This is a genomic window from Streptomyces sp. NPDC060064, from assembly GCF_042736455.1.
Lineage (GTDB): Bacteria > Actinomycetota > Actinomycetes > Streptomycetales > Streptomycetaceae > Streptomyces.
Genome location: NZ_JBHWWF010000012.1, coordinates 12,944 through 26,342 on the forward strand (window position 1 = coordinate 12,944; position 13,399 = coordinate 26,342).

Consider the following 13,399-nt stretch of genomic DNA (forward strand, 5'->3'; position numbering starts at 1 on the left):
ACCGACTCTACGATTCCGCCCGCGCCGCCCGCACCGGCAATACCTTCAGCGCCCGCCACGCCGGGACCAGCGTCGCCGAAAGCGCCAGCGTCAGCGCCGTGCCCGCCACCGTGCCGTAGATCCACAGCGGTCCGGACGGCAGCCAGCTGTCCGCTGCCGCGTGCGCGAAGGGCACGAGAGTCGTTGCCGCGGCCACCGTGCCCAGCACCACCCCGATCACCGCGACCACCACGCCCTCGACCGTCAGCATCCGCATGACCTGCGCCCGCGTCGCCCCCGTCAGCCGCTGGAGGCCGAACTCCCGGCGTCGGCCGCCCGTCGCGGTCGCCAGGCTGTTCACCACCGAGATCGCGGTGTACGCGACGATCATGCCGACCATCAGATAGTTGATCCACGCCTGGGTCCTGGTGTCCTCCGCGTGCGCGGCGATCAGCGCATCGCGGTCCGCGACCGTCAACCCAGGCGTGCGGGCCGCCAGTTGACCGAGAATGCCGGTCACGTCCGCGCCCGGCTCCGCCCGTACGAGGATCTGCTGCGGCAGGCCGCCCGTCGTGTGCGGAGCCAGCAGCTCGGCCGGCAGCAGCGCCGCCTCGGAGCCCGCCTTCGGCCGGTACGTGGCGACGACCCGCACCCGCGCCGTGTTGTTGTCGCCGAGCCGCAGCGTCAGCGTCTCGCCCACCTTGTGGCCCGCGCCCTCGGGCAGCGCGACCGCGTCGCCGCGCAGTGCGCCGAGGCTGCCCGCGGTCACCGTCGCCGCGCTCGTCCCGGCCGCGCCCGCCGCACTCACGCCCTGCAGCGGCAGTCCGTCCTCGCCGGTCTCCGCGCCCCTTCCGTCGCCCCGCTCGATGAACCCGGTACTGGTGACGTACGCGCTCGCCGCGGCGATCCCGGGCAGCGCCCGGACCTGGTCCACCAGCGAGGGCGCGAGCGTCCCTGACGCGGAGGTCAGCACCGCGTCCGCGCGCAGATTCTCGTTGAAGGCCCGTTCCACGAGGTCGGCCGAGGTGGTCTGGACGTACAGATTGGCCGTGGCGACGCCGACCGCGAGCATCACCGGGGTGACGGACGCGGCGACCTGGACCGTACGGGCCCGGGAGTTGAGCATCGCCAGCCGACCCGAGGTGCCGGTCAGCGCGCTCACCGGCCAGTGCAGCAGCACGGCGCACACCTTGGTCAGGGCGGGCGCGATCAGGGCCAGGCCGATGGCCGCGCAGATGACCGTGGGGCCCGCGGTGCTCGCCGCGGCGGGGCCCTCCATCACCGTCCAGGTGACGATGGCGAGAGCGGTCGCGCCGCCGAGGAAGAGGACCGCGAACAGCAGCCGGATCGTGGAGACCCAGCGCTGCTGCAGTGCGGCGTCGGCCAGCGCCTCGGTCGGCCGGGTCCGCACCGCGCGCCGGGCCCCGATCAGGCCCGCGCCGACCGCGGTCACCAGGACCGCGCCGCCCGCAGCGGCGAGTGGGATCCAGCCCTGGCTGAACTCCACCGCCTCCGCCGTGACCCCGCTCGCCGCGAGCCGCTCGAACAGTGCCTCGCCCAGCCACTGCCCGGGCAGCCAGGCGAGCAGCGCGGCGGCGACCGCGATGACCAGGGTCTCGGCGACGAGCATCCGCCGCAGCTGGCGCGGGGTCGCGCCGATGGCCCGCATCAGGGCGAGTTCGCGGCGCCGTTGGGCGGCGGAGAGTGCCATGGTGCCCGCGGTGACGAAGAGGGCGACCATGACGGCCATCCCGCCGAACACGGCGGAGAGCGAGATCAGGTCGTCGCGCCGCTCCATGGCGGTGGGGTACTCGGCGAAGCCGCGGTCGTCACCGGAGAGGACCGTGACCGGGGACCCGGCCAGCACCCGGCTCACGTCAGCCTTGACCTGGGGCAGCGCCGCATCCGGCCGCGCGACGACCGCGAGCGCGTCGAAGTGCCGGGCGCCCCCGCCCTCCGACGTAGGCGCTCCGGCCGCCGAGCCGACATCCGCTCCCGCCAGCCGCACCGCCTCCCCGTCCGAGAAGAACACCGCCCGCTGCCCCGCCGCCCCCCGCGCCCGCGCGACCCCGCTGACCTGGTACGACGCCGTCTCCCCCCGCGCCGCGATCCGGACCGAATCCCCCACGCCCGCGCCGGACTTCGCCGCTGTCGCCGCGTCCAGCACGACCTGCCTCGCCCCCACCGGCGCGCTCCCCCGCTCCAGCGCGTACGGAGCCAGCCCCGCCGACCCCCAGCCATGCCCCTGCGCCCGGCCGCGTCCCTGCGCCGGCGGCCCCGCGGCACCGTCCAGCACCGTCGCCGCGAACGTCACATCCCCGACCACCCGCTCCACACCCGCGACACCCCGCACCTTCCCGGCCAGCGCGGCGTCCAGCGGCACCCTCTCCGCCAGGACGACCCGCTCGCTCTTCTTCTCCGGGTCGCCGGGGTGCAGTTCGTACGACCGGTCGCCGACCACGACCAGCGAGGCACCGGCCAGCCGCTCCGGCGGGACGTTGTTGCGGATGCCGGTCTCCAGCAGTCCTCCGCAGGCCAGCACGATCGCCGTTCCGAAGAAGAGCGCGACGAAGGTGGCGAGGAAGCCACCTTTCCGGAACCGCAGCGTGCGGAGCGCGAGCCTCAGCATGTCCATGGCTTTGACGCTACGGAGCGCGAGAGCACCGGCCCATGACGTCACCCAGCCTCTTGTGGTGGGGGCAGCCCCACCCCCTCACCGCACCGCGCACATCCGACTACGATGCGCACGTTCTCCCATTCCGGAGGCCTTCACTCCGGAGCGGGCGTTCGTTTCTTACCTGCCGACATATGTCGTGCGGCACAAGGGCATTCCCCCCATGGGTATTCGGAGAATTCCATGCGCAGCAGCTCCGGCAGAGGGCTTCAGCCCAACGTCCTCAACACGTTCGACACCATCGTGATGGCCGTCGCGGGCAGCGCTCCCGCCTACTCGATCGCCGCCACCACCGCCGTACTCGTCGCCTCCGTCGGTCTCGCCGGACCGGCCGCGCTGCTGTACTGCGCCATACCGATGCTCGGCATCGTCCTGGCCTTCCGCAGGCTCGGCCGGATCGACATCAACGCCGGCGCCAGCTACTCCTGGGTGGGCCGCACCCTCCACCCCTTCCTCGGGTTTCTGTCCGGCTGGGCGCTGGTCGTCTCCGCGACGATATTCATGGTGGCCGGTTCGCTGCCGGCCGGCGCGATGACGATCGCGCTCTTCGATCCGTCCCTCGCCGAGAACACAGTCCTCGCGACAGCCGTCGGCGCGGCCTGGTTCCTGGCGATGCTGCTGGTCGTCCTGGGCGGCGCGCGGCTGACCGTACGCGCGCAGCTGCTGATGTCCGGCGTCGAACTGGCGATCCTGCTGTTCTTCATCCTCGCCGCGCTGCTGCACAACGGGACCGCGGCCGCCTTCGACTGGTCCTGGCTCGGCTTCTCACACTTCGACGGAGCCTCCGGCTTCGCGTCGGGCGCGCTGATCGCGACCTTCTACTACTGGGGCTGGGACGTCACCAGCAACCTCAGCGAGGAGACCCGCAACAGCCGCCGTACGGCCGGTCTCGCGGCGCTTGTCGGAGTCGGCGTCGTCTTCCTCCTCTTCGAGGCGTACACGGTCGCGGTGAACGTGACCCTGACCGCCGAGGACATCCGGGCCGGCGGCTCCAATGTGCTGGGCGCGCTCGGCGACGCGATCTGGCCGGGCATCGGCGGGAAACTGCTGGTCGTGGCGGTGCTGTTGTCCACAGTCGCCACGCTCGAGACCACTCTGATCCAGGTCACGCGCTCGCTGTTCGCGATGGGCAGGGACCGTTCCATGCCGGCCGCGCTCGGCACGGTGCACCACCGGTGGAACACCCCGTGGGTGGCGATCGCCGTCGTCGGAGCGGTGGCGCTCGCGATGTTCGTGGCCTCCACCGCGCTCGGCTCGGTCGGCGATGTACTGGCCGCTGCCGTCGCCGCGATCGGCCTGCAAATCGCGTTCTACTACGGTCTTGCGGGAATCGCGGCCGTCGTCGCGTACCGCAGAACACTGCTGACGTCGGTACGGGACTTCGTCCTCGGCGGCGCCTGGCCGCTGCTCGGCGCGCTCTTCATGCTCTGGATCTTCTTCGAGTCGCTGGGCGAGCTGAGCGCGGCGTCGACAGGGATCGGCCTCGGTGGTCTCGCCGTCGGTCTGGTGCCGATGATCGTGTACTGGCGGCAGGGCAGTGCGTACTACCGTCCCGCCCGGCTGGACGCGGCGCTGGCGATGGAGACACAGGAGAGTTACGCCAACTCCGCCTCCCGGCACCCCGACCACGCCGACAAGTCGCTGGCCACGGACTTCTGAGCAGTAGGGAAGTGCCGCAGATGGCCGCACGCCGCCGCTTCGTCCCCGATTTCGACCCCGCGTTCGGGGACCGCCCCCTCACCGAGGCCCTGCACGACATGGTCATCGGCCGCTGGCAGGGCGTACGTGACCTGCTGCGCGCCACCGGCGACGACTGGCCGCTGCGTACGCACCGGCTGCGGCTGCTCGCACACGCGGCGGCCGACTCATCGGCCGTGGAGAACTGGCGGGCGGCGGAGCCCGGCGACCCGGACGTGGCGGTGCTGCGGGCGGCGACGGAGGTCGTACGGGTCTTTCACCACGCGATCGAGCAGGGCCGCGGTGCCGGTCTCGACCACGCACGGCTCGATGTGGCGGTGATGGCCTGCCTGGGCGCGGCCGACGCCCGCCCGGCCGACCCGATGCCGTGGGTGTCGCTGCTGACGGTGGCGCGGCTGTACGAGGAGGGCATTCAGCGGCGCGAACTGCGGGGCTGGTGGGACGAGTTGCGCCGCCGCGACCCGTACAACATCGAGGGCCATGTGCAGCTGCTGCGCTACTACTCGGCACGCTGGCACGGCACGCACGGCACGATGTACGACTTCGCCAGGGACGCGGCGGGCGCGGCGCCTCCCGGGTCGCCGCTGCCGGTACTGGTGCAGATCGCGCGGGTGGAGGAGTACCGCTATGTCGCCGAGGGCGCGCGCGGCCGGGCGCCGGTGCGGGACTTCGGGCGGCACTGGCACCACGAGCTGGCGGTGACGGAGGTACGGCGCACCTGGGACCGCTGGATCGTCGGGCGGGCACCGGGCCCGGCGGCGGCGGAGGAGATCGGTGAGCTGAACTACCTGACGCACGCGGCCTGTTATGCGGGGCTGAACGACGAGGCCCAGCAGCTGTTCGAACTACTCGGGAGGCGGGCGGCGCGGGTGCCGTGGTCGTACACGGGAGACGCGGAGGAGCAGTTCACCCGGTTCCGGCGCGGGGCGGGCGTGCACTGACGGCCGCCCGTGGGGTGGAAGCCGGGCGGGGGGTGACAGCCGGGGGTGAAGCCGAGGGGTAAGGCAGCACGAGGTGGCGCGCACAGGTGCGCACCACCTCGTGATCACGTTCCGGGCCGGTCAGACGCCGATGTCCCGGCCGTCCTTGCGCCAGACGGCGACGACCGACGGACGGACGATCTTTCCCGGTCCGTCGGGCCATACGCTCGCGGGCTTCTCGACCGACGCACCGTCGACCTCGCCCGGGTGCTGGACCGCGACCAGGACACGACGGTCCTGGACGAGCGGTCCACAGGTCTCGGCGCCGGTCGGCACGGTCAGGAACTGCTTGAGCTCACCGCGCCGCTCGCCCCGGGTCGCGACGGCGAACAGGCCGTCGTGGGAGCCCAGTTGGTTGCCGTCCGTGGAGATCCACAGATTGCCGTGCGGGTCGAACGCGACATTGTCCGGGCAGGAGATGGGGCTGACCTTCTCCTTCGGGAAGCCCGAGAAGTAGGTGGCGGGGTCGTTCGGGTCGCCCGCGACCAGGAAGAGCCGCCAGGAGAAACTGTCGCCGGCCGGGTCGTCCCAGTGCTCGGCGAGCTCCAGGATCTGACCGTGCTTGTTGAGGTTGCGCGGGTTGGCCTCGTCAGCGGCGGCCTTGCCGGGCTTGCCGCGGTCGACGTTGTTGGTCAGCGCGATGTAGACACGGCCGGTGCGCGGGGACGGCTCGACGTCCTCGGGGCGGTCCATCTTGGTGGCGCCCACCTTGTCGCCGGCGAGGCGGGTGAAGACGTACACCTCCTCGGCGGTCATCCCGGGAACATGGGACGTGTCGCCGGTGGCCAGCGGAATCCACTGACCGTTGCCGTCGAACTCGCCATCGTTCGGCAGCTTGCCGGTGCCGTCGATCTCCGCGGCCGGGCTGTCGCCGGTCAGCTTGGCCACATAGAGCGTGCCCTCGTCGAGCAGGGTGAGGTTGTGCTCGCGCGCGGCCCGACTCGAACCCTTCTTCATCCGCTTCGACGACACGAACTTGTAGAAGTAGTCGAAGCGCTCGTCGTCACCCATGTAGACGACGGGGCGGCCGTCGTCGGTCAGCCGCGGCTGCGCGGCCTCGTGCTTGAAGCGGCCCAGCGCGGTGCGCTTGCGGGGCGTGAAGTCGGGGTCGTACGGATCGAGCTCGACGACCCAGCCGAAGCGGTGCGGCTCGTTGGGCTCCTGCGCCACGTCGAAGCGCCTGTCGAAACGCTCCCACTTGCGCTCGGTGGCGCCGGCTGCGATGCCGTACCGCTTGTCCGTGGCGCTCGACCCGTTGGCGAAGTACTGGTTGAAGTTCTCCTCGCCGTGCAGCGTGGTGCCCCACGGCGTGGTGCCGCCGGCGCAGTTGTTGAGCGTGCCGAACACCTTGGTGCCGGTCCGGTCGGCGCTCGTACGCAGCAGGGGGCTGCCGGCGGCCGGGCCGGTGACCTTGAACTCGCTGGTCGCGGTGAGGCGGCGGTTGAGCGGGTGGCGGGTGACCGGGGTGAGCTTGCCGCTGCGGTGCTCCTCCTGGACCACGACGACGGACAGGCCGTGCGCGGCCCAGGCGATCTCGACCTGCTCGCGGGTCGGGTTCTGCGGGTCGTAGCCCCGGAACATCAGGATCTCGTCGGTGTACTCGTGGTTGGCGACGAGGACCTGGCGACCGCGCTCGCCGCGGAGGGGGAGCAGGCTCAGGAAGTCGTTGTTGTAGCCGAACTGGCCCGCCTGCGCCTTGGCGGTCTGCTTGTCGGCGTCGAAGGCGGGGGCGCCGCGGAGGATCGGCTCGCCCCAGCGGATGACGACGTTCTGGGAGTAGCCGTCGGGGACGGTGACCTGGTCGTCCTTGTTGGGCGCAACAGCGGCGAAGCGGAGACCGCGGGCGCCGTCGGTCCTGGAGCCGTGTCCGTTCCCGAGGCGGTCGTCGGCCCCGAGGGGCGCGGCGGTGGCCTGGGCCCCGCCACCCGTCCCGATGACGGTCGCGGTGCCGGCGGCAGCGGCGACGGTCACGACGGCGGCGGCGCGCATCATCGAACGTCTCGAGAGCGCGCTCGCTATGACATCGCCGACATACTCGTTGTCGCTGGTGTTCGGCACCTCGTGGAAACAGGCGTCGCCGCAGCGGTAGCGGCAGGTGAGAGCGGAACGCCCGCCCGCGTGGGGGTTGGTGTTCAACAGCGGCAGCAGTTTGCGCACTTCGTCCTCCTACGGCGCACCCTGCGCCGACATGGTGTCGGAATATGTCCGGCCGTGACGTTAGGTGCACATGCGTGCAGTGCGGCAGCCGTGGGGTGAACGGGGGATGAATCCGACGCGGCCGAGGCGCGGTTGGGCGGTCGGGCGGGGCCGGGCGGGCGGCGTTGGCGGTGGACTCGGAGCGCTGAGCCGCCCCTGCCGTAGATCGCCGCGGGCGGCGGCTAACCTTACGTGTCCGCCCTGGCCAGGACACCCCGTGGACCCCCGGCCCAAGCGCGGACAATCACCGCACTCAACTCATGCGAAAGGCCTCGCCCATGGGCATTCGGAGCTTGCTGCGCAAGGTGTTTGGACGCGACCGTTCGGAGCGTAACGAGTCGACGACAGCCTCCGTCCCGCCCCAGACCGAGCGTACGGAACCGGCCACCGCGACGGTGCCGGCCCCGTCGCCGGCGGAGCGCGCGGCGGACCTGGTCTCGGCGGCCTTCGACAACCAGTCCTCGCGGGGCCGTGCGCCGGTCCCGGCCCAGTCCGCTCCGGAACAGCCGCCGGTACCGGCGGCTGCCGAGCCGGAGCCCGCGGCTGAGCCCGCGTCTGCCGAGGCGGAGGGCGCTCCGGCGGAGTCGGAATCGGCGACCACCGCGGCGGAGTCGGCCGCCGAGCCTGTCGCGGCGACGGAGCCCGTCAGCGAGCCGCAGGCCGAGGCCGCAGGCGCGGAGGCCGCGGCTCCCGCAGAGCCGGAAGCCGAGACGGCGCCGGAGGCAGCCGCGCCGACCGAGCCCGAGGCGGACGACGCCAAGGCCCGGGCCGTGGAGGCCGCGGCTCCCGCATCCGCAGAGGCGGAGACCGCTCCGGCGGAGCGGGAGATCGAGGCCCCTGCTGGAGCCCCGGCGAAGAGCGCAGCCGCGGAGATCCCGGCTCCCGCCGGGCCCGTGGCGGCAGCTGCTCCCGAGGCCGACAACGAGCCCGCAGCCGCCGAGGACACCTCGGCTTCCGCAGGGCCGGAAGCCGAAACGGCGCCGGAGGCAGCCGCGCCGGCCGAGCCCGAGGCGGACGACGCCAAGGCTCCGGCAGACGACAAGGCCGCCGCCGCGACCGCGCCTGCGCCGAAGGCGGCGGCTGCCGTCGAGCCCAAGGCCGGCACCAAGACTCCGGCCGAGCCGGCAACGGCGACCGAGCCCGTCGCACAGGCAGAGGCTCCGGCCGAGCCCGAAGCGACGGAGCCCGCCAAGGCCCCGGCGAACGACAAGGCTCCCGCCACGGCGGAGCCCGCCGCCGCGACCGCGCTTGCACCGAAGGCGGAAGTGCCCTCCGGCGCGCCGAAGGCGGCGACCGCCGTCAAGTCCAAGGCCGGCGCCAAGACTCCGACCGAGCCCGCGGCGGCGGAGCCCGCCAAGGCCCCGGCGGACGACAAGGCCGCCGTCGCCCCGGAGCCCGTCGCCGCGACCGCCGACGCCGCGGCGCAGGCGGACACCGTGCCCGACTCCAGCAACTCCCCGAAGGCATCCGCACCCGCCCGCTCCCTCGCCCAGGTCAAGGCCCGCGCCCCCGAACTCGTCGAGGCGTACAAGGCCGCCGGTGCCGTGCTCAAGAAGCAGGGACTCGCCGGGGCCCGGGCGCGGGTGTATCTCGTGCTGGACCGGTCCGGGTCCATGCGGCCGTACTACAAGGACGGCAGCGCACAGCGGCTCGGGGAGCAGGCTCTCGCGCTCGCCGCGCACCTGAACGGCGACGCCACCGTCAGCGTCGTCTTCTTCTCGACCGAGATCGACGGCACCGGTGAGCTCACGCTCGACGCGTACGAAGGAAGGGTCGACGAGCTCCACGGCTCTCTCGGCCGGATGGGGCGTACGAACTACCACCTCGCCGTGGAAGAGGTCCTCGCCCTGCACGCCAAGGCGGACACCGACGCACCCGCGTTCGTGATCTTCCAGACCGATGGCGCGCCCGAGTCCAAGACGGCCGCCACCGCCGCCCTCGCCGAGGCCGCCGACAAGCCGGTCTTCTGGCAGTTCGTCGCGTTCGGCGAGCACGACGCGAAGGCCTTCGACTACCTCCGCAAGCTCCAGTCCGAGAACGCCTCGTTCTTCCACGCCGGGCCCGCACCCCGCGAGCTCCCCGACGCCGACCTCTACCAGGGGCTCCTCGCCACCTGGCGCGACTAGCGCGTCGGCAGCGTCACGGTGACGGCCAGGCCGCCCTCAGGGCCCGGCTCGGCCGTCACCGTGCCGCCGTGGGCCTCCGCTATCGACCGTACGATCGACAGCCCCAGCCCCGCCCCCGGCCCCATCCGGTCGCGGCCCTCGCCCCGCCGGAAGGGCTCGAAGAGCGCCGGGACGTCCGCCTCCGCGATGACGGGACCGGTGTTCCGCACCGTCAGTACCCCGTCCTCGACGGACACATCGACCGTCCCGGACGGCACGTTGTACGCGACGGCGTTGGCCAGCAGGTTGCCCGCCAGCTGCGCCAGCAGCATCCGGTTCCCCCGTACGACCCCGCCCGCTCCGGCCGCCCCGGCCGCCCCGCCCGCTCCGCCCGAGGACACCGCCGCCTTCACCTCGTGCCGCGCCGCCTCCTCCGCCACGACCTCCCCCAGGTCGACGTCCTCCCGCTCCGCCAGCCCCCGCTCGCTCCGCGCCAGCATGAGCAGCCCCTCGATGAGCCGCTCACTGCGCCGGTTGTTGTCGAGCAACACCGTCTTCGTGCGGGCCAGCTCCTGCGCCGAGGCGGACTCGTCGAGGCCCACCTGGATCGCCGTGCGCTGCGTCGCCAGCGGCGTCCGCAGCTCGTGCGAGGCGTTCGCGATGAACCTCCGCTGGCTGTCGAACGCCTTCTCCAGCCGCGCCAGCAGCGCGTCCAGCGTGTCGCCGAGCTCCTTCAGCTCGTCGTCGGGACCACTCGCCCCGATCCGCTCGTGCAGCGTCCGCTCCGACAGCCGCCGCGCCTTCGCCGTCATCGCGTGCACGGGCCGCAGCACCCGCCCCGCCGTCCACCACCCCACCACGACCGCGCACAGCGCCGTCCCCAGCAGCGCGAACACCGACCAGATCAGCATCTGCTGCCCCGCCGCGTCCCGAACGCTGTCGGTCAGCTGGTAGACGGTCGCCCCGCGCACGTCCGTCACCGGCAGCGCGGGAACGGCGCGCTGCCTGATCGCCGCGACCTCGTTCTCCGTACCGGCGCGGGAGAGCAGATTCACGATCCCCAGCAGACAGCCGCCGAGGACCAGGAAGACGGCGCCGTAGACGAGCGCGATCCGCGTACGGATCGTCGAGCCGGGACCGATCGCCGCGCTGTTCCGTTCTCCCCCAGAGCTGACGTCCCCGGCCGCCTCGCGTGCGTCGCTCACAGCCCGTACCCCACACCCTGCACCGTACGGATCAGGGCCGGCTCCCCGAGCTTGGCCCGCAGCTTGCTCATACAGACCCGGACCGCGCCCGTGAACGGATCCGTGTGGGCGTCCCAGGCGCGCTCCAGCAGCTCTTCCGCCGAGACCGTCGCCCCGTCCGCCTCCAGCAGGATCTGCAGTACGGAGAACTCCTTCGGCGACAGATCGAGATCCCGCCCGTCCCGCTCGGCCGTCCTGCGCACGGTGTCCACCCGTACCCCGTGCCGCTCCAGCAGCGGCGGCACCGGCCGCGCGCTGCGCCGCCGCAGCGCGCGCACCCGCGAGAGAAGTTCGGGAAACTCGAAGGGCTTGCCCAGATAGTCGTCCGCGCCGAGGTCCAGACCCTCCACCCGGTCCTCCATGGACGCGGACGCGGTCAGCATCAGGATCCGGGTGCGGGAGGCGGTGGCGACCAGTTCGCGCGCCACCTCGTCCCCGTGCACCCGCGGCAGATCGCGGTCCAGGACCACGACGTCGTAGTCGTGCAGTCCGAGATACGCGAGCGCCGCGTCACCGCTGTACACGGTGTCGACGGCGAATCCGGCCCGCCGCAGCCCGGTGGAGACCAGCTCGGCCAGGACCTCCTCGTCCTCGGCGACCAGTACCCGCATATTGCCGTCCCCCCGCCCGTCCCCTTGCTCTTCCCCCTGCACCCGCTGCGCCCGCCTCTCCTCTCAGGATGCGCCTTTTTACGGGACGAGATGTTTCGCAGACGTCTCCGCCCACGGGCCCGCCCGCTTATCGAGGTGAGTGGACCTTCCGCGGGCCGATAGGATTTCGACCATGGCGGCCACTGGATCCGAGAAGCAGGGGGCGAAGGCGTACTACGTCTCGACCCCCATTTACTACGTCAACGACGCTCCTCACCTGGGCCACGCCTACACGACCGTCGCAGGCGACGTGCTCACACGCTGGCACCGCCAGCGTGGCGAGAAGGTGTGGTACCTCACCGGCACGGACGAGCACGGTCAGAAGATCATGCGTACTGCCGAGGCGAACAACGTCACGCCCCAGGAGTGGTGCGACAAGCTCGTGGAGGAGGCCTGGAAGCCCCTCTGGGAGCACCTGAACATCGCGAACGACGACTTCATCCGTACGACGGAGAAGCGGCACACGGACCGTGTGCAGGAGTTCGTGCAGGATCTGTACGACAAGGGCGAGATCTACAAGGGCGGGTACGAAGGCCCGTACTGCGTGGGCTGCGAGGAGTACAAGCTCCCCGGTGACCTGATCGACGGCGAGGGCGACTTCGCCGGGCAGAAGCTCTGCCCGATCCACAAGAAGCCGGTGGAGATCCTCAAGGAGGAGAACTACTTCTTCAAGCTCAGCGAGTACGGACCGAAGCTGCTGGAGTTCTACGAGGCCAACCCCGGCTTCATCCAGCCCGAGTCCGCGCGCAACGAGGTCGTGAACTTCGTCAAGCAGGGCCTGCAGGACCTCTCCATCTCGCGCTCGACGTTCGACTGGGGCGTCCCGGTGCCGTGGGACGAGAAGCACGTGATCTACGTGTGGATCGACGCGCTGCTGAACTACGCCACGGCCGTCGGCTACAACGAGAACCCGGCGAAGTTCGAAGCGACCTTCCCCGCCGATGTGCACCTGGTCGGCAAGGACATCCTGCGCTTCCACGCGATCATCTGGCCGGCGATGCTGATGGCGAACGGCCTGCCGGTGCCGGGTCGCGTCGCCGCGAACGGCTGGCTGATGGTCGGCGGCGAGAAGATGTCGAAGTCGAACCTCACGGGCATCAAGCCGCAGGATCTCACCTCGCACTTCGGCGTGGACGCGTACCGCTGGTACTTCCTGCGCGCGATCGCGTTCGGCCAGGACGGCTCGTTCTCCTGGGAAGACTTCACCGCCCGCTACACCTCGGAGCTCGCCAACGACTACGGCAACCTCGCCTCGCGCGTCGCGGCCATGGTCGGCAAGTACTTCGGCGGCGTGCTGCCGGAGGCGACGGCGGCCGGCGAGGCGGAGAAGGCGGTCCAGGAGGGCCTGGCCAAGGCGGTCGCCGAGGCCGACCGGAAGATCGGCGACGAGCTGGACTTCCAGGGCGGCATCCTGGCTGTCTTCGACTTCGTGAAGCAGGTCAACGGCTACATCACGGAGCAGGAGCCGTGGAAGGTCGCCAAGACTGCATTTTCTGATGCTGCTGACGCAGCGGGGTCCGAGGAGGGCCAGGCCCGCCTCGCGACGATCCTGTACACGGCCGCCGAGTCGCTGCGCGGGGTCGCGGTGCTGCTCAACCCGGTCATGCCGGAGACCTCGCAGCGACTGTGGGACTCGCTCGGCGCGGATGCCCCGCTGGGCGCCCTCGCGGACCAGCAGGTCCAGCACGCGGGCGAGTGGGGCAAGCTGCCGGCGGGCGCGACGGTGACGAAGGGCGCGGTGCTGTTCCCGCGTCTGGAGGAGCCGAAGAAGGCGTAGTGCGTGAAGGGCGGGCCCGGGAGATCATCCCCGGGCCCGCCCTTTCCCGTTTCTGCCCCCGGTCGCCCGCCCGGCCGCACTTCAGCCCCGTCCGCA

8 protein-coding genes are annotated in these 13,399 nt (G+C 71.8%); 4 read left to right on the top strand and 4 right to left on the bottom strand.

Annotated elements, in window-relative coordinates; all coding sequences use genetic code 11:
- Positions 1–7 precede the first annotated feature (7 nt).
- Positions 8–2,614 (bottom strand): FtsX-like permease family protein, encoded by a 2,607-nt coding sequence (locus tag ACFWDI_RS16205; RefSeq protein WP_385304465.1) that lies wholly within the window; start codon positions 2,612–2,614, stop codon positions 8–10.
- A gap of 222 nt (positions 2,615–2,836) precedes the next feature.
- Here ACFWDI_RS16205 and ACFWDI_RS16210 point away from each other — a divergent pair, with 222 nt between their 5' ends.
- On the top strand, positions 2,837–4,312 hold the full coding sequence (locus tag ACFWDI_RS16210; RefSeq protein ID WP_385304468.1) for an APC family permease: 1,476 nt from the start codon (positions 2,837–2,839) through the stop codon (positions 4,310–4,312).
- Positions 4,313–4,332: 20 nt separating this feature from the next.
- Complete coding sequence (locus ACFWDI_RS16215; RefSeq protein ID WP_385304471.1) at positions 4,333–5,292, top strand: hypothetical protein; 960 nt, start codon at positions 4,333–4,335, stop codon at positions 5,290–5,292.
- A gap of 120 nt (positions 5,293–5,412) precedes the next feature.
- On the opposite strand, the gene ACFWDI_RS16220 is transcribed toward ACFWDI_RS16215, so the two are convergent.
- Entirely contained in the window at positions 5,413–7,488 is a 2,076-nt protein-coding gene (locus ACFWDI_RS16220) for a PhoX family protein (protein WP_385304474.1), read from the bottom strand.
- Between the two features lie 317 nt (positions 7,489–7,805).
- On the opposite strand from ACFWDI_RS16220, the gene ACFWDI_RS16225 reads away from it, so the two are divergent.
- Positions 7,806–9,653 (top strand): VWA domain-containing protein, encoded by a 1,848-nt coding sequence (locus tag ACFWDI_RS16225; protein ID WP_385304477.1) that lies wholly within the window; start codon positions 7,806–7,808, stop codon positions 9,651–9,653.
- Here the strand turns inward: ACFWDI_RS16225 and ACFWDI_RS16230 are convergent.
- Both ACFWDI_RS16230 and ACFWDI_RS16235 read right to left on the bottom strand, forming a co-directional pair.
- A complete protein-coding gene (locus tag ACFWDI_RS16230; RefSeq protein WP_385304480.1) occupies positions 9,650–10,837 on the bottom strand; it encodes a sensor histidine kinase in 1,188 nt (395 codons plus the stop codon). The genes ACFWDI_RS16225 and ACFWDI_RS16230 overlap by 4 nt on opposite strands.
- A complete protein-coding gene (locus ACFWDI_RS16235; RefSeq protein WP_385304482.1) occupies positions 10,834–11,487 on the bottom strand; it encodes a response regulator transcription factor in 654 nt (217 codons plus the stop codon). The genes ACFWDI_RS16230 and ACFWDI_RS16235 overlap by 4 nt, the downstream gene beginning before the upstream one ends.
- Positions 11,488–11,659: 172 nt before the next feature.
- On the opposite strand from ACFWDI_RS16235, the gene metG reads away from it, so the two are divergent.
- Positions 11,660–13,303, top strand: coding sequence for a methionine--tRNA ligase (metG, locus tag ACFWDI_RS16240; RefSeq protein ID WP_385304484.1), 1,644 nt, complete (start codon positions 11,660–11,662; stop codon positions 13,301–13,303).
- Positions 13,304–13,399: the final 96 nt, after the last annotated feature.

Excerpts from the sequence above, each read along its gene's own strand:
- ACFWDI_RS16205 (WP_385304465.1), bottom strand. The coding sequence starts at position 2,614 with ATGGACATGCTGAGGCTCGCGCTCCGCACGCTGCGGTTCCGGAAAGGT.
- metG (WP_385304484.1), top strand. The coding sequence starts at position 11,660 with ATGGCGGCCACTGGATCCGAGAAGCAGGGGGCGAAGGCGTACTACGTC.
- ACFWDI_RS16235 (WP_385304482.1), bottom strand. The coding sequence starts at position 11,487 with ATGCGGGTACTGGTCGCCGAGGACGAGGAGGTCCTGGCCGAGCTGGTC.
- ACFWDI_RS16215 (WP_385304471.1), top strand. The coding sequence starts at position 4,333 with ATGGCCGCACGCCGCCGCTTCGTCCCCGATTTCGACCCCGCGTTCGGG.
- ACFWDI_RS16225 (WP_385304477.1), top strand. The coding sequence starts at position 7,806 with ATGGGCATTCGGAGCTTGCTGCGCAAGGTGTTTGGACGCGACCGTTCG.
- ACFWDI_RS16210 (WP_385304468.1), top strand. The coding sequence starts at position 2,837 with ATGCGCAGCAGCTCCGGCAGAGGGCTTCAGCCCAACGTCCTCAACACG.